The organism is Pseudomonas salicis (genome assembly GCF_057128705.1).
The window spans coordinates 62854-82338 of record NZ_JBSKHU010000003.1 but is presented as its reverse complement, the minus strand read 5'-3'; the positions used below and the strand labels follow the sequence as shown (position 1 = coordinate 82338).

General features: G+C 62.0%; 15 protein-coding genes. 5 read left to right on the top strand and 10 right to left on the bottom strand.

Annotated features, from left to right (window positions below):
* Positions 1 to 151 precede the first annotated feature (151 nt).
* The 4 genes from ACWKWE_RS11065 to ACWKWE_RS11050 form a co-directional block, all read right to left on the bottom strand.
* Entirely contained in the window at positions 152 to 2191 is a 2040-nt protein-coding gene (locus ACWKWE_RS11065) for an oxidoreductase (protein ID WP_483850535.1), read from the bottom strand.
* A 205-nt stretch (positions 2192 to 2396) separates the two neighbouring features.
* Positions 2397 to 3719: an MFS transporter gene (locus tag ACWKWE_RS11060; RefSeq protein ID WP_483850534.1), complete on the bottom strand. Its 1323-nt coding sequence runs from the start codon at positions 3717 to 3719 to the stop codon at positions 2397 to 2399.
* A 65-nt stretch (positions 3720 to 3784) separates the two neighbouring features.
* A complete protein-coding gene (locus ACWKWE_RS11055; protein ID WP_483850533.1) occupies positions 3785 to 4564 on the bottom strand; it encodes an enoyl-CoA hydratase/isomerase family protein in 780 nt (259 codons plus the stop codon).
* A gap of 48 nt (positions 4565 to 4612) precedes the next feature.
* Positions 4613 to 6133 (bottom strand): acyl CoA:acetate/3-ketoacid CoA transferase, encoded by a 1521-nt coding sequence (locus ACWKWE_RS11050; protein ID WP_483850532.1) that lies wholly within the window; start codon positions 6131 to 6133, stop codon positions 4613 to 4615.
* 183 nt (positions 6134 to 6316) lie between these two features.
* Between ACWKWE_RS11050 and ACWKWE_RS11045 the strand changes: the two genes are divergently transcribed.
* The 5 genes from ACWKWE_RS11045 to ACWKWE_RS11025 all read left to right on the top strand — a co-directional run bounded on the left by ACWKWE_RS11045 (position 6317) and on the right by ACWKWE_RS11025 (position 11445).
* Complete coding sequence (locus tag ACWKWE_RS11045; RefSeq protein ID WP_483850531.1) at positions 6317 to 6997, top strand: TetR/AcrR family transcriptional regulator; 681 nt, start codon at positions 6317 to 6319, stop codon at positions 6995 to 6997.
* Between the two features lie 185 nt (positions 6998 to 7182).
* Positions 7183 to 7956, top strand: a complete 774-nt coding sequence (locus ACWKWE_RS11040; protein ID WP_483850530.1) for a 3-ketoacyl-ACP reductase — start codon at positions 7183 to 7185, stop codon at positions 7954 to 7956.
* Positions 7957 to 7964: 8 nt separating this feature from the next.
* Positions 7965 to 9140, top strand: coding sequence for a dihydrodipicolinate synthase family protein (locus tag ACWKWE_RS11035; RefSeq protein WP_483850529.1), 1176 nt, complete (start codon positions 7965 to 7967; stop codon positions 9138 to 9140).
* Positions 9137 to 10003 carry a sugar phosphate isomerase/epimerase family protein gene (locus tag ACWKWE_RS11030; protein WP_483850528.1) on the top strand — a complete coding sequence of 289 codons (867 nt, stop codon included), beginning with the start codon at positions 9137 to 9139 and terminating at the stop codon, positions 10001 to 10003. Before ACWKWE_RS11035 ends, ACWKWE_RS11030 begins: the two co-directional genes overlap by 4 nt.
* 137 nt (positions 10004 to 10140) lie before the next feature.
* Positions 10141 to 11445: an OprD family porin gene (locus ACWKWE_RS11025; RefSeq protein WP_483850527.1), complete on the top strand. Its 1305-nt coding sequence runs from the start codon at positions 10141 to 10143 to the stop codon at positions 11443 to 11445.
* Between the two features lie 50 nt (positions 11446 to 11495).
* Here ACWKWE_RS11025 and ACWKWE_RS11020 read toward each other — a convergent pair whose 3' ends face one another.
* From ACWKWE_RS11020 to ACWKWE_RS10995, 6 genes are all read right to left on the bottom strand, one after another.
* Complete coding sequence (locus tag ACWKWE_RS11020; RefSeq protein WP_166594780.1) at positions 11496 to 11927, bottom strand: hypothetical protein; 432 nt, start codon at positions 11925 to 11927, stop codon at positions 11496 to 11498.
* 100 nt (positions 11928 to 12027) lie between these two features.
* Positions 12028 to 12975 carry a lipoyl synthase gene (gene lipA, locus ACWKWE_RS11015; RefSeq protein WP_483850526.1) on the bottom strand — a complete coding sequence of 316 codons (948 nt, stop codon included), beginning with the start codon at positions 12973 to 12975 and terminating at the stop codon, positions 12028 to 12030.
* An 89-nt stretch (positions 12976 to 13064) separates the two neighbouring features.
* Complete coding sequence (gene glyA / locus ACWKWE_RS11010; RefSeq protein WP_483850525.1) at positions 13065 to 14321, bottom strand: serine hydroxymethyltransferase; 1257 nt, start codon at positions 14319 to 14321, stop codon at positions 13065 to 13067.
* Positions 14322 to 14394: 73 nt separating this feature from the next.
* Complete coding sequence (gene gcvP, locus ACWKWE_RS11005) at positions 14395 to 17265, bottom strand: aminomethyl-transferring glycine dehydrogenase (protein ID WP_483850524.1); 2871 nt, start codon at positions 17263 to 17265, stop codon at positions 14395 to 14397.
* Positions 17266 to 17278: 13 nt separating this feature from the next.
* Entirely contained in the window at positions 17279 to 17656 is a 378-nt protein-coding gene (gene gcvH / locus ACWKWE_RS11000; protein ID WP_166598209.1) for a glycine cleavage system protein GcvH, read from the bottom strand.
* A 271-nt stretch (positions 17657 to 17927) separates the two neighbouring features.
* Positions 17928 to 19463, bottom strand: a complete 1536-nt coding sequence (locus ACWKWE_RS10995) for a sigma 54-interacting transcriptional regulator (protein WP_483850523.1) — start codon at positions 19461 to 19463, stop codon at positions 17928 to 17930.
* Positions 19464 to 19485: the final 22 nt, after the last annotated feature.

Below are 19485 nucleotides of genomic sequence, written 5' to 3'. Positions count from 1 at the left end.
TCTACCGTGTAGCCCTGTCTGACGCTGAACCCTGTGGGAGCGAATTTATTCGCGAAGCGGCGGCACCCACCAAGCATGTGTGTCGCTCACACCCTTTTCGCGAATGAATTCGCTCCCACAGGAGCGTGCACTGCACACCCAGTGCGTAGGCTTACAACTCCGCCGCCAACCGCGAACCCTGGTTGATCGCGCGCTTGGCGTCCAGCTCGGCCGCAACGTCCGCGCCGCCGATCAAATGCACGTTCTGCCCCGCCGCTTGCAAGCCGTCGAAGAGTTCACGCAGCGGATCTTGCCCCGCGCAGATCACCACGTTGTCCACCGGCAGCACTTTTTCTTCACCCTCGGCGCCGATGCGGATGTGCAGCCCGGCGTCGTCGATCTTCAGGTATTCGACGCTGTTGAGCATCTGCACGTGCTTGTTCTTCAACCCGGCGCGATGAATCCAGCCGGTGGTTTTGCCGAGGCCGTCGCCGACCTTGGAGGTCTTGCGCTGCAACAGGTACACCTGACGCGCCGGGGCGTGGGCGTGTGGCTTGATCCCAGCGATGCCGCCCCGTGCTTCCAGCGCGCCATCGATGCCCCACTCTTCCCAGAACGCATCGCGGTCCAGACTGGTGGCGACACCCTGGTGCACCAGAAACTCCGACACGTCGAAGCCGATCCCGCCCGCGCCAATCACCGCCACCGATTGACCGACGGGTTTGCGTTCCAGAATCACATCGAGGTAGCTCAGCACCTTGGGGTTATCCACGCCTGGAATCGCCGGAATCCGTGGCGCGATGCCGGTGGCCAGGATCACTTCGTCATAGCCCTTGCCCACCAGATCCTCGACCGCGACGCGGGTGTTCAGACGCACATCAACGCCCGTGGTCTGCAATTTGCGGCCGAAATAGCGCAGCGTTTCAAAGAACTCTTCTTTGCCCGGAACGCGCTTGGCGATGTTGAACTGGCCGCCGATTTCACTGGCGGAATCGAACAGCGTCACTTCATGCCCGCGCTCGGCAGCGACGGTCGCAGCCGCCAGCCCGGCAGGCCCGGCACCGATCACGGCGATTTTCTTGATCTGTTTGACCGGCAAATAATTCAGCTCGGTTTCGTGACAGGCGCGAGGGTTGACCAGACAGCTGGTGAGCTTGCCGTCGAAGATGTGGTCGAGGCAGGCCTGGTTGCAACCGATGCAGGTGTTGATCTCGTCGCTACGACCGGCAGCCGCCTTGTTGACGAACTCCGGGTCCGCGAGGAACGGACGCGCCATGGACACCATGTCGGCATCGCCTTCGGCCAACACCGCTTCGGCGACTTCCGGGGTGTTGATGCGGTTGGTGGTGATCAGCGGGATCGACACCTCGCCACGCATTTTCGCCGTGACCTTGGCGAACGCGGCACGGGGCACCTTGGTGGCGATGGTGGGAATCCGCGCTTCGTGCCAGCCGATGCCGGTGTTGATGATCGTCGCACCGGCCTGCTCGATGGCCTTGGCCAGCTGCACCACTTCTTCCCAGGTGCTGCCGCCTTCGACCAGGTCGAGCATCGACAGGCGATAAATGATGATGAAGTTGCGGCCCACGGCCTCACGCACCCGGCGCACGATCTCCACGGCCAGACGCATTCGGTTTTCGTAGCTGCCGCCCCAACGGTCGGTGCGGTGGTTGGTGTGCGCCGCGAGGAATTGGTTAATCAGGTAGCCTTCCGACCCCATGATTTCCACGCCGTCGTACTCTGCGATCTGTGCCAGCGTTGCGCAGGTCACGAAATCCTGGATCTGCTTCTCGATGCCTTCCTCGTCCAGCGCCTTGGGCTTGAACGGGTTGATCGGCGCCTGAATCGCGCTCGGAGCCACTTGCTTCGGGCTGTAGGCATAACGGCCGGTGTGCAGGATCTGCATGCAAATCTTGCCGCCCGCCTCATGCACGGCGCGGGTGACGATGCGATGGTGCTCTGCCTCTTCCGGCGTGGTCAGCTTGGCCGACCCGGCATAAACGCCGCCTTCAACGTTCGGCGCCACCCCGCCGGTCACCATCAGGCCTACGCCACCCCGGGCACGCTCGGCGAAATAAGCCGCCATGCGCTCGAAGCCACCGGGCTTTTCTTCCAGTCCCGTGTGCATCGAACCCATGAGCGTGCGGTTGCGCAGCGTGGTGAATCCCAAGTCCAGGGGGGCCAGCAAATGCGGGTAGTGGGCGGCGGCCATATGAAACTCCATCAAGCATCATCACGTAGACGCGAACGCTCTTCGGGCGCTCGTCGTGTATTCAGGGACTACAGCGTAGTTCCCGTTCATGACGCCGACAGTAAACAGCATCGCAGTCGTGCTCAATGACCGAATGTGACAATTTATTGATCGAAGTGTGCAGGGAGGCTTTCCATGGAATGCACCGCGCCGCCCTGCACCGTGTTCAGGCCTGAGCGCTGTGGGGCGCCTGCTGTTTCGAAACATCGTCGATATTGGCGACTGAGCGGGAGCCACGAATCAGGGCCATGGCACACCAGGCGACGATATACGCCGCGCCGCACATCACAAACAGAATGTTGTAACCCGCGTTGATATTCCCGAGCAGTTTGAAGTGATCGAGAATCACGCCCACCAGCAACGGAAACAGCGTCGCCCCCAGTGCCCCGGCAAGACCGCCGATGCCCACCACCGACCCGACCAATTGTTTGGGGAACATGTCCGAAGGCGTGGTGAACAGGTTCGCTGACCACCCCTGGTGCGCGGCCGCCGCCAAGCTCAGCAAGCCCACCATGATCCACATGTCATCGATCCACGGCGCGAACGCGATGGGCACGACCAGAAACGCCAGACCGAGCATCGTCGTCTGACGCGCCTTGGACACCGCCCAGCCACGGGCAATCAGCTTCGACGAAACCCAGCCGCCGCCGATGCTGCCAATCGAGGTCGAGGTGTAGACGATCACCAGCGGCAGGCCCAGGCTTTTCAGGTCCAGCCCGAAACGCGAGTTGAAATAGGACGGCAGCCAAAACAGCATGAACCACCAAATGGGGTCGGTCAGCAGCTTGCCGGTGAAGAACGTCCAGGTCGCACGCAATTTGAGCAGCGAGAGCCAACTCACCGACACCGTGTCCGAGGCCCCGTCGGCCTGTCCTTCGTTGATGTAATTGCGCTCCTCCTGAGACAGCTTCGCGTGTTTGGCTGGCACCTGATACATCAGGTACCAGAAGATCAGCCACACGAAACCGGTCAGGCCCGTGACGAAAAAAGCGGACTTCCAGCCATAGGTTGCGGCAAGCCAGGGCACCACGGCGGGCGCCGCCACCGCACCGATGCTGGTGCCCGCGGTCAGGATGCCCACCGCCAGCGCCTGCTCTTTGCGCGGGAACCACTCCGAGACGCTTTTGACCGCGCAGGGAAAACTGCCGGATTCCGAGATGCCCAGCAGCGCCCGCATCAACGCGAATCCCATGGCGCCCTTGACCAACGCGTGCCCGCAAGCGGCGATGCTCCAGACCAGGACGCACAGGCCGTAGCCGATTTTCACCCCCACTTTGTCGACCAGACGGCCAGACAGCAGCATGCCGATGGCATAGCACGAGGTGAACACCACCACGATGTAGCTGTAGTCGGTTTCGGACCAGCCAAACTCGGTACTGAGCAGCGGCTTGAGAATGCCCAACACTTGGCGGTCGAGGTAGTTGATGGTGGTTGCGAAGAACAGAAGCGCACAGATACGCCACCGATAGTGGGTGCGAATGCTATTCATGACTTGACCCTCTTTTATTGTTTTTAACGGTATTTAAAAGTCATTCACCGATCAGTGAACACTGATCAGCGCCGATCATTGAACTGGGCGGGCCGTTTCTCGCGAAAGGCGCGCACACCTTCAACCGCGTCGGCGGTCGCTTTGCACACAGACGCCGCAAACTCATGACTGAGCGACGCGTCGTCCCCCTCGGCGATGCGCAGCAGTCGCTTGCCGATGGAGTGGGACATGGGAGAACGGGTTTTCAGGGTGTCGCAGACCTGGCGAACGAGGTCATCGAGCGCCTCGGGTGTCACAGCGGCGTTCACCAGTCCCCACTGCGCAGCACGCTCGGCATCAATCGCTCGGCCCAACAGCACCAGCTCGCGCGAACGAGTCGGCCCGACCAGATCATTCAGGCGTTTGCAGCCCATCCAGCCGGGAATCGCCCCCACGGCCGCCTCGGGAAACCCCAGCGTGGCGGTCGTTGCGGCATAGCGAAGATCGCACGCCAGCGCCAGCTCCAGGCCGCCGCCCAGGGCCGATGCGGACAAGACGGCCACGGTCGGAATATCCAGCTCGGCCAGCCGTCTGAACACACGGTTGCCGGTGCGAATCCAGCGGCTGCCCATGTGCTCGGGATCGAGATCACCCCACTCGTTGATGTCCGCCCCGCTGCAGAAAAAACGGGGACTGGTCGAACGCACGAGCAACACCCTGACGGATGGACTGTGTTCAATTTCATCGAGCGCCCGATCAATCGCCCGCAGCATGTCTGTAGTGAGCGCGTTGTGGCGTGAGACACGGTTTAAAGACAAGGTGGCGACCTCGTCTTCGACGCGCAAGGTAACGTCATCGCGATACATGATGCGATCCTTATTGTTGTTAAGTGAAACAGCGTGTGAGGGGTTGATTCAGGAGGCGACCCGCGCCGGTTTATGGGTAACAGGCAACGTGGAAAGGACGGGAGCGAATCCCATCCGCGACAAAACATCCCGTTGAAGTTCGACGCCTTGGCTCACCTCAATCAAGGCGACGCCTTGGGGCGTGAGTTTGAAAACAGCCCGCTCGGTGACGTAGAAGACTTCCTTTCCATCCGCCAGCGCCTGTTGACCGCTGAAGGTGATGTGGCGGACTTTTTTCACCAGCTTCGGAATCGAGCCGGGCGACACAATGTCAATGCCCTCGCCCTTTTGCGCCACTTCCAAGCCCTTTGCCTCGAACGCACCGCAGAACACGATCTTCTTCGCCCCTTGAGTGATGTCCATGAAACCGCCGGGGCCGACCACACGGCTGCCGAGTTGGGAGACGTTGACGTTGCCGTCTTGATCGAGCTCCCCCATGCCCAGAAAGGTCACGTCGATCCCGCCGCCGCTGTAGAAATCGAACTGGTCGACGCTGGAGAGAATCGCGCTGGCATTGCGCGCGGTGCCAAACATCGCGCCGTCCAGCATGTCGCCGTTGTGGATACCTTGCTCGACAGAGCCCCAATATTCGTGCCCCCGCCCTTGAGCCGCCAACAGCGCCGGGATCGCACCGGGAAAGCCGAAACCGAAGTTCACCGATTGATGCAGGCCCAGCTCTTTCGCCGCGCGTTTTGCGACGATCAATCGCATCGGGTCGATGGGCGCGTCTTCCGGTTTGACGTCGGTGCGCGCCTCACCACTGAGGGTCGGGTCGTAGGCACTGATTGCGCATTGGCGTTGCTGAGGCACTTCCACGGTGGCATTGACCATGACGCCCGGCACACGGACCTGACGGGGCGCAAACGGCTCGCTCGCCTTGCGCTTCACCTGCGCAATGACACGACCACCGCTGTTGTGGGCGGCCAGGCAGACGGCATAGAGATCAAGATCGGCGGGTTCATGCCGAACCGTCAGGTTTCCCTGCGCATCCGCCTCTGACGCCAGCACGAAGGCGTAATCGATCTTGATCGGTTTGAAGCGCAGGTACTCCTGCCCATCGATGACCATGACTTCGACCAACTCCTCGGTGGACACGCTGTTCAGCTTGCCCCCGCTGATACGCGGATCGACGAAGGTGCCCAGCCCGACCCGCGTGATGACACCCGGACGGCCTGCGCCAATCTCACGCAACAGCGTGGCGATCACACCACCGGGAAAGCTGTACGCCTCGATTTCTCCGGTTTCCGCCAGCCGCTGCATTGCCGACGACCAGACCCAGTGGCCGCCGATGACGCGTTTGACCAGGCCCGCATGCGCCAGTCGGCCCAAGCCACTGCCGTTGCCATCGCCAATCCCAAGCGCGTGGACGACCGTGAGATTGCGAGGGTGGCCGGTGTTGAGAAACCGCCGTTCGAGGGCTTGCAGCAACTCATCCGGCTCCAGCAACCCACCGCCCGAGCCTGTCAGGGTGAGGGTTGAGCCGTCTTCAATGGCAGCGACCGCCAGGTCGACATTGATCCACTTGTTCACAAGACCTCCGATTACACTCATTATTTTTGTAAAACCGAACCGGTTCGTTACTTGGCGGCGATGCTTTCACATGTCGTGGCCCTTTGCAAGAGGGCGCAACTGGCGATGACAGGCGGCCCAATCAGGGACCAGTGGTGTAGAGTGGGCGCTCGAACGAGATGAAAGATCGCTGAGGAACGTGCGATGTCTGATGTTGCAACACCCAAGAATCCCCTCCCCGACGATGGACTGATCCCTGCGCAGAAACGTCAGCGCAATCCTGAGAAAACCCAGGCGACGATTCTGGCGGCCGCGAAACAAGTGTTCGCCCGGCTGGGGCTGGGCGGCTCGCGAATCGAGACGATTGCTGAAGAAGCGGGCGTCAACAAACGCATGATCTATCAGTATTTCGAGAGCAAGGATCAGCTGTTTCTCCGGGTGCTCGAAGGCGCGTGGACAGACATTCGCACCGCCGAATCCAAACTCAATCTCGATGCGTTGCCACCGGTTGAAGCGATCCGGACCCTGCTGACGTTTACGTGGGATTACTACCTGAAGAACCCTGAGTTCATTGCTCTTGTGAACAGCGAAAACCTGCACCAGGCGCGCCACATCAAAGAGTCCGATCTGTTCAAGGAACTGCACGTCGGCTTCATCGACATGCTGCAAAAAATCCTCGACCGAGGTGTGGCGTCCGGTGACTTCCGCCCCGGCGTCGACCCTCGTCAACTGCACCTGACGCTCGCGGCCATCGGGTTTTATTACCTCAACAACCGCTACACCGGCGAAGTGATTTTCGGCTTCGACTTCACCAGTAAAAAAGCGCTGAAAGCCCGTCTCGAATTCAACATCGAGACCATCATGGGCATCCTCCGCCCGGTCTGACCCCTCGCCTATCTCTCTCACGCGCAACCGTTCGGGTTGCGCGTCGCGTTCTGCCGTCCAGCTTTTGGCCATTGACAACACTCGAATCGTCTCTTTAAATACCGAACCATATCGTTACTTAACAACAATAATCGGCACTGCCCTGTCGTTCAAAAGGCAAACGCGCAGCGCCAAAGGAGGATCAGATGGGCCGTCCCGTAGCACTCGTGACCGGCGCTCGAAGGGGCATTGGCAAAGCCATCGCGCTGGCATTGGCCGAAGCCGGATTTGACGTCGCGGTGAATGATGTCCAGGCCTCTCCGGAGCTCGACGGTGTGGTGGCGATGCTGCAAGACCTCGGGGCACAGGCGATGTCTTCGATCGCCGACCTGAGCGACATCACCCGCCATGAACAGTGGCTCGCGGCGGTCGAAGAAACCCTGGGTCCGGTGGATTGCCTCGTCAACAATGCCGGGGTCTCGGTCATGTCACGGGGCGACCTGCTGGACGTCACCCCGGAGAGCTACGACCGCTGCCTGCAGGTCAACACCCGTGGCACGTTCTTTCTGATGCAGGCCTTCGCGAAATCCGCGTTGATGCCCGGGGCCTCAGCCAGTCCTCACCCGCGTTCGATCATCACCATCACCTCGTCGAACGCGGTGGCGGCCTCCCCCCAACGCGGCGAGTACTGCGTGTCCAAAGCCGGTCTGTCGATGGCCACCACGTTGTTCTCGCTGCGTTTGGCCGAGGAAGGCGTCAGCGTGTACGAGGTTCAACCCGGCCTCATCGAGACCGAGATGACGGCGCCTTCGAAAGCTCGCTACGACGCCTTGATGGCGGGAGGTCTCACGGCGATGCAGCGCTGGGGCCGCCCCGAGGATGTGGCGATTGCCGTCCGCAGCCTCGCCACCGGTTCCTTTCCCTACAGCGTGGGCCAGGCCATCCGGGTGGATGGCGGCCTGCTCGTCAACAAATACTGAGAACGATCATGCCCGCTATCTTGCTTCCGACATCCAATGGCGCCCTTGAACAGTACACGCTGCGAGGCACGCCGCTCGCGGTGGTCAAACCCACCCGGCCGTTCTCTCGCATCGTCTATTCGGCGGCTCACGTGGTCGCCAATCCTCTCACGGCAGGCGAGCTGAACCAGCCCGCTGCCATCGACTGGCAGCGCACCCTGGACTATCGCCGGTATCTGCTGGAACAAGGATTGGGCATCGCCGAGGCCATGGACACCGCCCAGCGCGGCATGGGGTTGTCCTGGCCGAACGCGCTGGAGTTGGTCTCTCGCACAATGACGGAGACCTCCGATATTCCCGGTGCATTGATCGCTTCCGGCTGCGGCACCGACCACTTGGCGCCGAATGAGGCACGAACCTGCGACGATGTGATTCGGGCGTACGCCCTGCAGATCGAAGCGATCCAGAAAACCGGCAGCCGCATCATCCTCATGGCCAGCCGTGCGCTGGTCAACGTCGCCACCTCCTCAAGCGACTATGAGCGTGTCTACCGCGAAGTGCTTTCGTTGTGCGATCAACCGGTGATCCTGCATTGGCTGGGCGAGGCCTTCGACCCGGAACTCGCCGGGTACTGGGGCGCTTCGCACTACCCTGCGGCGTCAGCGGTGTGTCTGGACATCATTGGCGCCAACGCCGCCAAAGTGGACGGGATCAAGATCTCGCTGCTGGACGCGCAGAAGGAAATCGAGTTCCGCCGCAGGCTTCCGGCGTCGGTGAAGATGTACACCGGTGACGACTTCAACTACCCCGCGCTTATCGAAGGCAACGAAGCGGGTTTCTCTCACGCGCTGCTGGGCATTTTCGATGCCATCGCCCCTGCCGCTTCCCAAGCGTTGGCGGCGCTGACCCAGGGCGATACCGAGCGCTATCACGCACTGCTCGACCCGACCGTCGCGCTGTCCCGACACATTTTCAGGACGCCGACCCAGTACTACAAAACCGGGGTCGTATTTCTGGCCTACCTCAACGGCTTTCAGGATCACTTCTTCATGCTCGGCGGCCATCATGGCCTGCGGCCACCCGCCTACCTCGCGGACGTCTTGCGGCTCGCTGATCAGAGCGGGCTCCTGCGAGAGCCGGATGACGCCGTCAGCCGCGCCCAGCGCGTGATGGCCGGGTACGGCATCGGCGAGTCACGGTCATGAGCATCGCAAGCGTGAGAAATCTGGATGGGCAGCTGGAACGCTGCTCAATCAACACCGCGACCCTCGGTCACCGCGAACCGCTACGCATTACGGTGGATCGGATCGCGCGAGCCGGGTTCGGCGCCATCGCGCCGTGGCGAAGCGAGGTTGAAGCCGGTGACGTACACGCACTCAGCCGCCAGATCAGGGACGCGGGCCTCAGTGTGAGCGGGTATTGCCGGTCCACGTACCTGCCGGCGCTGGACCCGGACGAGCGCCGGGCGAACATCGAGACGAACAAACGGGCGTTGCAGGACGCGGCCGTGCTGGGTGCACGTTGCTTCGTCATGGTGGTCGGCGGGATTCCCGTCGGTAGCCGCAACCTCGAAGGCGCCCGGGCACAGGTACGTGACGGGATCGTCGACTTGCTCGCTGTCGCTCAGGACGTCGGTGTGCCCCTCGCGCTGGAACCGCTGCATCCGGTGTATGCCGCCAACCGTTCGGTGTTGAACAGCCTGGGGCAAGCGCTGCAATGGTGTGAAGCACTCGATCCCCATGGAACGGGCTTTCTGGGCTTGGCCATCGATGCCTATCACTGCTGGTGGGACCCGGACCTCGGGCAGCAGATTGCAGCGGCGGGCCAGGCCCGACGCATCCTGGCGTACCACGTCTGCGACTGGCTTTACGACACCCGGGACGTGCTGCTTGATCGCGGCATGATGGGCGATGGGGTGATCGACCTTCCGCGCCTGCGCGGGCAGGTCGAAGCCGCGGGCTATGTCGGCCCGGTGGAAGTGGAAATTTTTTCGAAGGACAACTGGTGGAAAAAAGACGTCGATGACGTGCTGTCGGCGTGTGCGCACCGACTCCAAACCGTTTGCTGAACCTCAGTCATTAACCACTCGACAAGGAGCCGATCCTCCCTTCATCGGAGCACCTTTCTGCGCCCACTAGAACAATAAAAACACCCCCGCGACTGCGGCAAACGCTGATCGCTTACCTCACCTTGGGAACAATAAAAATGAAACTCAAGTCCTCTCGTTACACCCTCCGGCTATTGACCCTCACGATCAGCGCAACAGCGTCCAGCGGCCCGGTGCTCGCCGAAGGCTTTTTTGACGACACGCAGGCCAACCTGAAAATGCGTAACTTCTACATGAACCGCAACTTCGTCGATAACGGTCCCGCCAAGGCGGTGCCCGGTCTGACCAAACACGGCGAAGCTGACGAATGGACACAAAGCTTCATCCTCGATGTGCGGTCGGGCTTTACACCCGGACCGATCGGTTTCGGCGTGGACGCACTCGGCCTCTATTCGATCAAGCTGGATGGCGGGCGCGGCACCTACGGCACCCAACTGCTGCCGACCCACGACGGCAACAAACCCGCAGACGACTTCGGAAGACTGGCGGTCGCCGGCAAGCTGAAAATCTCCCAGACCGAATTGAAAGTCGGCGAATGGATGCCCGTCCTGCCCATCGTTCGCGCTGACGATGGACGCTCTTTGCCGCAAACGTTGGAGGGCGCGCAAATCACCTCCAAAGACATTACGGATGTCACGTTGTATGCCGGCCAGTTCACGGGGAACAGTCAGCGCAACGACGCCAGCATGGAAAGGCTCTCGCTGAACACCGCAGGCACGGTCGTGCATGGGAAAAACACCATTACTGCCGATCACTTCAACTTTGCCGGGGCCGAATACACGTTCAATGACAAACGCACGATGGTCGGTGCCTGGTACGGCCAGCTGGAAGATATCTATCAGCAGCGTTACGTCCAGCTCGTTCATTCCCAGCCAATCGGAAATGTGACAGTGGGGGCCAACCTCGGGTATTTCATCGGCGATGAAGACGGAGCGGCACTCGCAGGCGGGCAAAACAACCGGACTTTTTCAGGTCTGTTCTCCGTCAAGACCGGCGCGAGCGTTTTCTACCTGGGTCTGCAGCGCGTTTCAGGCGAAGCGGCGTGGCAGCGCATCGCCGGAACCAGCGGCGCCACCCTCGCTAACGATAGCTACAACTGGAGCTACGAAGGTGAAAAGGAACGCTCCTGGCAGCTCCGCCACGACTACGACTTCGCGGGCTGGGGCGTGCCGGGGCTGACGATGATGAACCGCTTTATAAAAGGCACCAACGTTCATACCGCAACCGTCGACGATGGCGAAGACCGGGGTCGCGAGTCGGAACTGGCGTACGTGATTCAAAGCGGGACGTTCAAATCCCTCGCCGTCCGCTGGCGCAACTCCACGCTGCGCAGAAATTACGGGACGAACAGCAGCTTCGACGAGAACCGCTTGATCATTCAGTACCCGCTCTCGATTCTCTGACCCGAGCGCAGCTCGAAATACCCCCAGGCAACGGTCCCATGACCGTCCCGTTATCGGCGACCGCTGTACAGCCGGTTACACGCGAGGCGGTCGCTTTTCCAGGTGTTGAAATCGGTCACGATGTTCTGATTGTTGAACGTCAGTTCAAGGATGCATTCGTGATTGGACGTCGAGGTCGAAGTGGTCGGCGTCACCATGGTGCTGCCGCCCGGCCCGGCGCTGAGTTCGTTGATGCCGGTCGTCGTGGTGTTCGAGTAGGCATCGTCCCATTTGGCCAGCGATAATCCGCTGGGCAGCTTCGACACGGAGGTTGGCCTGCCGAGCTTGGTGTAGGCCTCGTTGATGTTCGCCCCGACCAGTTGATTCTTGGCGATCAGGTCAGGCCCGGTAGGAATGCCGTTGGCCATGAGTTCACAGCCAGACAGCATCAGCACCGCGCCCCACACCACACAATTCCCTACTGCCTTCCCGATACGCGGCATCTTGTCGTCCCTTTTCCGGTAAAGGCCGTATTTTTTACACTTCATCCTGAAAGCGCAATCCATCGCAGGGGCGACGGGATGAATTCAGACAAACGACAGGCTAGCCGATCCAGGTCGTCTGCTGATCCGCGTGATACGAAGACCGCACCAGCGGCCCGGACGCGACATTCTTGAAGCCCAAGCGCAGCCCTTCTTCAGCGAACCAGGCAAAGGTGTCAGGGTGCACGAATCGTTGAACCGGCAAGTGGCTGCGTGACGGTTGCAGGTATTGCCCCAGGGTCAGCATGTCGGTGCCGTGCTCACGCAGGCGTTGCATGACCTCGATGACTTCGTCGTCCGTTTCCCCCAACCCGAGCATCAAGCCGGATTTGGTGGGCACGTGGGGCACACGCTTTTTGAAGTTTTCCAGCAGGTCCAGCGACCACTCGAAATCCGAACCGGGTCGGGCGGCGCGATAGAGGCGCGGCACGGTTTCCAGGTTGTGGTTGAAGACATCGGGCGGCTCCTGCTCGGTGATCGCCAGCGCGACCTCCATGCGTCCACGGTAATCCGGGACCAGGGTTTCGAGCTGAACACCGGGCGACAGCTTTCGAATCGCGCGCAGGCAGTCGACGAAATGCCCCGCCCCACCGTCCCTCAGATCGTCGCGGTCCACCGACGTGATCACCACGTACTTGAGGCGCAAGTCGGCGATGGCCGTCGCCAGGTTGAGGGGTTCGTCGGCATCCAGCGGTTTCGGCCGCCCATGCCCGACGTCGCAGAACGGGCAACGCCGGGTGCAGATGTCGCCCATGATCATGAACGTCGCCGTGCCGCCGCTGAAGCATTCGCCCAGGTTCGGGCACGAGGCTTCTTCGCAGACGCTGTGCAGTTTGTGTTTGCGCAGCAGGGCCTTGATTCGGCCGACTTCCGGCGAGGTCGAAATGGGCACGCGAATCCAGTCCGGCTTGCGCGGAATGTCTTCGGTGGGAAGAATTTTCACCGGGATGCGCGCCACCTTCTCCGCGCCCCGTAATTTGACTCCGGCTTTCAACGGCTCCGGCAGCATGAATGACTCCTTGAATGAATGAGGCGGCTGTCGGGATTCGACGCGCGCAACGGCCGGCCGCAATGGCCAGCCGTTGACCGGGCGCTGAGTCAGGCCGAATACACCGGAAACAACGCGCACAGGCCTTTGACCTGACGGGCGACGTGGGCCTCCATCTCGGCATCGCCCAGGTTGTTGAGGATGTCGCAGATCCAGTTGGCCAATGCCGTGCACTGCGCGACCTCAAAACCTCGCGTGGTGACCGCTGGCGTGCCGATGCGCAAACCGGAGGTCACGAACGGCGACTGAGGATCGTTGGGCACGGCGTTTTTGTTGACCGTGATGTGAGCGCGGCCCAGTGCAGCGTCGGCGTCTTTGCCGGTGATGCCCTGACGAATGAGGCTGACGAGGAACAGGTGGTTGTCGGTGCCGTCCGACACCACGTCGTAACCCCGCTGTTTGAACACCTCAGCCATGGCCTGGGCGTTCTTGATGACTTGCACCTGATAGTCACGGAAGGCGGGCTCCAGCGCTTCCTTGAAGCACACGGCCTTGGCCGCGATCACGTGCATCAACGGCCCGCCCTGCCCGCCCGGAAACACTGCAGCGTTGAGCTTCTTCTCAAGGTCAGGGTTGGCCTTGGCCAGGATCAGCCCGCCACGGGGCCCGCGCAGGGTTTTGTGCGTGGTGGTGGTCACGACGTCCGCGTAAGGCAGCGGGTTGGGATAGAGGCCTGCGGCGACCAGACCGGCGACATGGGCCATGTCGACGAACAGGTACGCGCCGACCCTGTCGGCAATGGCGCGGAAACGCGGGAAGTCGAGGGTTTTCGAATACGCGGAAAAACCGGCGACGATCATTTTCGGTTTGTGCTCAACCGCCAGACGCTCGACTTCGTCGTAATCGATCAAGCCAGTTCGGGTGTCGATGCCGTACTGAACGGCGTTGTAAAGCTTGCCGGAGGATGACACTTTTGCGCCGTGGGTCAGGTGGCCACCGTGGGCCAGGCTCATGCCCAGAAGGGTGTCGCCGGCTTGCAACAGGGCGAGGTAAACGGCGCTGTTGGCGGACGAGCCGGAGTGCGGCTGAACGTTGGCATAACCGGCGCCGAACAGTTGCTTGGCGCGGTCAATCGCCAGCTGTTCCACCACATCGACGTGCTCACAGCCACCGTAGTAGCGCTTGCCGGGGTAACCCTCGGCGTACTTGTTGGTCAGCTCGGTGCCCTGGGCCTGCATCACTTGCGGGCTGGTGTAGTTCTCCGAGGCGATCAGTTCGATGTGGTCTTCCTGGCGCTTGATTTCGCGATCGATGGCATCGCTGAGCGCAGGGTCGAAATCGGACAGGGTCAGGCTTCTGTGGAACATGGTGCGTTTCCTTTTTTGTTTGAGTGGACTCAGCGCAATTCATGAGTGCCCGGAACGGGTCCGGGCACCGTTTTCAAGCATCCTGGTAGGAAGACAGCGGCGGACAGGCACAGGCCAGGTTTCGGTCGCCGTACACGTTGTCGACCCGACCCACCGGCGGCCAGTATTTGCTGTCGCGCAAGGATTGGAGCGGGTACACCGCCAGTTCCCGGCTGTAGCAATGGGGCCATTCGCGGATCAGTTCAGCAGCCGTGTGCGGCGCGTTTCTCAGCGGGTTGTCGTGGGGATCGAGCCCGCCGTTTTCCACGGCGCGGATTTCCTCACGAATGCAGATCATCGCTTCGCAGAACCGGTCCAGCTCTTCCAGCGATTCGCTTTCCGTGGGTTCGACCATCAAGGTCCCCGCCACCGGAAACGACATGGTCGGCGCGTGGAAACCGAAGTCGATCAGGCGCTTGGCAACGTCCTCGACCGTGATGCCGCTGGACTCCTTGAGCGGGCGCAGGTCGAGGATGCATTCGTGGGCCACCAGACCGTTTTCGCCGCTGTACAACACCGGGTAGTGCGCCTCCAGTCGACGGGCGATGTAGTTGGCGCTGAGAATCGCCAGTTGCGAGGCACGCTTGAGCCCTTCGCCGCCCATCATGCGCAGGTACATCCAGGTGATCGGCAGGATGCTCGCGCTGCCGAACGGGGCCGCGCTGACCGCGCCCTGTTTGCGCCCGAGGGTTTCATGCCCTGGCAGGAACGGCGCCAAGTGCGCCTTCACCCCAATCGGACCGACGCCCGGCCCGCCGCCGCCATGAGGGATGCAGAAGGTTTTGTGCAGGTTCAGGTGGGACACGTCGCCGCCAAATTTGCCCGGTGCGCAAAGGCCGACCATCGCGTTCATGTTGGCGCCGTCGATGTACACCTGGCCGCCGTTGTCATGAATGATGCCGCAGATCTCGCGGATGCCTTCCTCGAACACGCCGTGGGTCGAGGGGTACGTCACCATCAGCGCAGCGAGGCGCTCGCGGTGCTCGATGGCCTTGGCACGCAGGTCTTCGATATCGACGTTGCCCCGTGCGTCGCAGGCCGTGACGATCACGCGCATGCCGACCATGTTGGCGGTCGCCGGATTGGTGCCGTGGGCCGATGACGGGATCAGGCAGATGTCGCGGTTCGACTCACCACGGCTGGCGTGATACGCACGAATCGCGAGCAGCCCGGCGTATTCGCCCTGTGAACCGGCGTTGGGCTGCAACGACATGGCGTCGTACCCCGTGGCGGCGCACAGCAGGGCCTCCAGCTCCTTGATCAGCTGTTGATAACCCTGCGTCTGGTCGGCGGGCGCAAACGGGTGCACGGCACCGAATTCCGGCCAAGTGATCGGGATCATCTCGCTGGCGGCGTTGAGCTTCATGGTGCACGACCCCAGCGGGATCATCGTGCGGTCGAGCGCCAGGTCCTTGTCGGCCAGGCGTCGCAGGTAGCGCATCAGCTCGGTTTCAGAGTGATAGCGGTTGAACACCTCGTGCTTGAGGATCGGCGACTCCCGCAGCAACGACAACGGCAGGCCATCACCAGCGGTCGCTGCCAGGGCGGCGAAATCCGGCAGCGATTGGCCTTGAGTCGCGAACACGCCCCACAGCGCTTCCACACTGGCCTGTTCACAGGTTTCGTCCAGCGAAATGCCGACCCGTATGGCGTCGATTATTCGCAGGTTGATACCGGTGGCTGTCGCCATTTTGTGCACCGTGTCCACCGGCAGGGTCGGCACCACGCTGAGGGTGTCGAAGAAGTGCGCCTGCTCGACCCGATGCCCCAACCGCGTCAGGCCCTGGGCCAGAATCGACGTCAGCCGATGGACCCGTCGGGCAATGGCGGTCAGACCTTTCGGCCCGTGGTAGACGGCGTACATGCTCGCGATATTGGCCAGCAGCACTTGGGCGGTGCAGATGTTGCTCGTGGCTTTCTCGCGACGAATGTGTTGCTCGCGGGTTTGCATCGCCAGACGCAGCGCCGGTTTGCCGTGCCGGTCGACGGAGATGCCCACCAGCCGCCCCGGCATGTCGCGCTTGAAGGCATCCCGGGTGGCGAAGTACGCCGCATGGGGCCCACCGAACCCTAACGGCACGCCAAACCGTTGGGCGCTGCCCAGCGCCACGTCGGCATCGAATTCGCCCGGCGGGGTCAGTAAAGTCAGTGCCAGCAGGTCGGCGGCGACAGCCACCAATGCCCCGGCCTGATGGGCGCGTTGCACCAACGAATGATGATCGACGATGGCGCCGGTGCTGGCCGGGTATTGCAGCAGCAGGCCGAAATAGCCGTCGAGCCCCTGCTGCTCCAGTTCGGTTTCATCACCGATGACCACTTCAATGTTCAACGGCTCGGCACGGGTGCGCAGCACGTCGAGGGTCTGTGGGTGGCAGTGGTGCGACACGAAAAACGCCGGGGCTTTGTTTTTGGCCAGGCGCTTGCAAAACGTCATGGCTTCGGCGGCGGCGGTCGCTTCATCGAGCAGCGACGCGTTGGCGATGTCCATGCCGGTCAGGTCACTGATCAGCGTCTGAAAATTCAGCAGCGCTTCCAGCCGACCCTGAGAAATCTCCGGCTGATACGGGGTGTACGCGGTGTACCAGGCCGGGTTTTCCAGCAGGTTGCGCAGGATGGGTGCCGGGGTCAGACACGGGTAGTAGCCTTGGCCGATGTGGTTGCGCAGCAGCCTGTTTTTGCCCGCGATGGCTTTGATCGCCGCCAACGCCTCGGCTTCGCCCTGCCCCGCTGACAGCTCAAGCACGCTGGTGCCCTTGATGCTCGGCGGAATGACGCTGTCGATCAGTGCGTCGAGGGCGTCGTGACCGGTCAGCGCCAGCATCGTCGCAACGTCCTGATCGCGCGGCCCGATGTGGCGGACAATGAATTCGTTGTCGGTATTCAGCGGTGTCTTTGGCGTGCTCATGTCGATCCCCGCTTCAGGCGTTTTCGGCCAGGAAATGCGCGTAGGCGTCCTGGTCCATCAAGTCCTCGAAGGCGCCGAGGTTGTCGATGCGAATGCGGAAGAACCAGCCCTCGTCCATTGGCGATGCGTTGACGATCTCCGGTTCGTCGGAGAGCGCCTCGTTGACCGCCACCACCTCGCCGGTCAGCGGCATGCTGATATTGCTCGCGGCTTTCACTGACTCCAGCACGGCGACCTCATCCCCTTCCGCGAATCGACCCAGCTCCGGCAATTGCACGAACACCACGTCACCCAGTGCTTCCTGGGCAAAGGCGGTGATGCCCACCGTGAGTTCGCCGGAAGTTTCCAGACGCAACCATTCATGCTCGGCAGTAAAACGCAGCGTGCTCATCGGTATTCCTCTTGTTATGGGGCGCCCCGGTGGTGGGGCTGGCACAAAGGACTAGAGCAAGGGCAATGCCAATCGATTATTTGCCATTAATTTCAATGAGTTGCGATATTTAGCGAAGATCCTTTTCGACGCCCTGGATCGATACCGTTCCAGCTCGGCGAGCAAACGTGCACGTTGACCCGCCAGCACCACGGCACACACGACGAGCAGGCGCATGGAGCGAAATCGGTCCAGTGGAACGCTATCGAACCGCCACGCTGAAAGGCGAAGGCTAGCGACCGCCGATCCCGTATTTGCGCAGCCGTTGGCCAATGGCGGTGTGGGACGTTTGCAGCCGCACGGCCAGTTGGCGAGTCGACGGGTAGGCCAGGTAGAGGGTTTCCAGCAGCGACTTTTCGAAATCCTGGACGGCGGCTTCCAGGCTGACCACGCCGCCCGCATCGGCTTTCTGGCTCACCAGTTCGGTGCCTGCCAGTTCGAGCCCGTCGCAGTCGATCACGTCGTCTTCACAGATCGCCGCCGCGCGAAAGATGACGTTCTGCAACTGCCGCACGTTGCCGGCCCATCGATTGCCCATCAGCACCGAATGGGTCGAGGACGCCAGTCGGCAAGGTGAACGCTGAATCTGCTCGCAAGCCTGACGCAGGAAATGCTCGGCCAGCAGCAGGATGTCCAGGCCGCGTTCGCGCAGCGCCGGAACGAGGAGGTTGAGCACATTGAGTCGGTAGTAAAGGTCCTCGCGAAAAGTGCCCTCCGCCACCATCCGCTCCAGATTGCGGTGAGTGGCGCACACCACGCGCACGCTGACGTGCACTTCACGGTCGCCCCCCACCCGCCGAAAGCAGCCGTCGTTGAGGAAGCGCAACAGCTTGGCCTGCAAATAAGGCGACATTTCCCCCACTTCATCAAGGAACACCGTGCCGCGATCCGACAACTCCAGCAGCCCCGGCTTGCCGCCCCGCTGCGCGCCGGTGAAGGCCCCGGCGGCGTAACCGAACAATTCGCTCTCGGCCAGGCTCTCCGGCAGCGCGGCGCAGTTCAGCGCCAGAAACGGCGCGTCCCGACGCGTGCTCAAGGCATGGCAGGCACGCGCGACCAGCTCTTTACCGGTGCCGGTTTCACCTTGAATCAGCAACGCGGCATCGAGGCCCGCGACTTTCTGCAAGCGGGTCTTGAGCTGCCCGAGGGCCGGAGAATTCCCCAGCAGCGCGTCGAGCCCTTCTGCGTGATCGTGATGCAGGGAGGCCAAGCGTTCGCCGATGCGACTGGGGGGATAGAGGGTCAACAGGCCGCCCGCGAGAAAGCGCGCGCGTTGCGCAGCGCCGGTGATGGGCGTGGCATCGAGCAGCAAATCCTGCCCGTTGAAACAGACCTCGCACATGGGCAGGCGAAAGCCCTTGTCGACCAGCGACTTCGCCAGGTCCGGCGCGGGAAACAGGTTCGACAGCGGCTCCCCCGTCGGGTCCCGGCCATACAAACTGACCAGCTTGGGGTTGGCCAGCAGCACATAGCCGCCGGGATCGACCGCCAGCACCGGATCACTCATCGCCGCCAGCAACGCGTCGAGCTGCAAGCGCCGACGCTGCCCCGGCAGCAGGTCCACCAACTCCACGGCCTTGACGCCCTCGATGCGCAACAGCGCGAAGTTGAGTTCGTCGAGCACGGTCTGGCACAGGTCGGGGGCATCGATATAAACGTTGGGTGGAATCATCTCCACCGCGTCCAGATTGAGGTGACGCGCGCCGAGCAGGGCCAGGACTTCCTGGGTGATGCCGACGCGGTCGTTGAACGTGACGTGGATTCGCATGCTGCGCCTCGCTCAAAGGGTC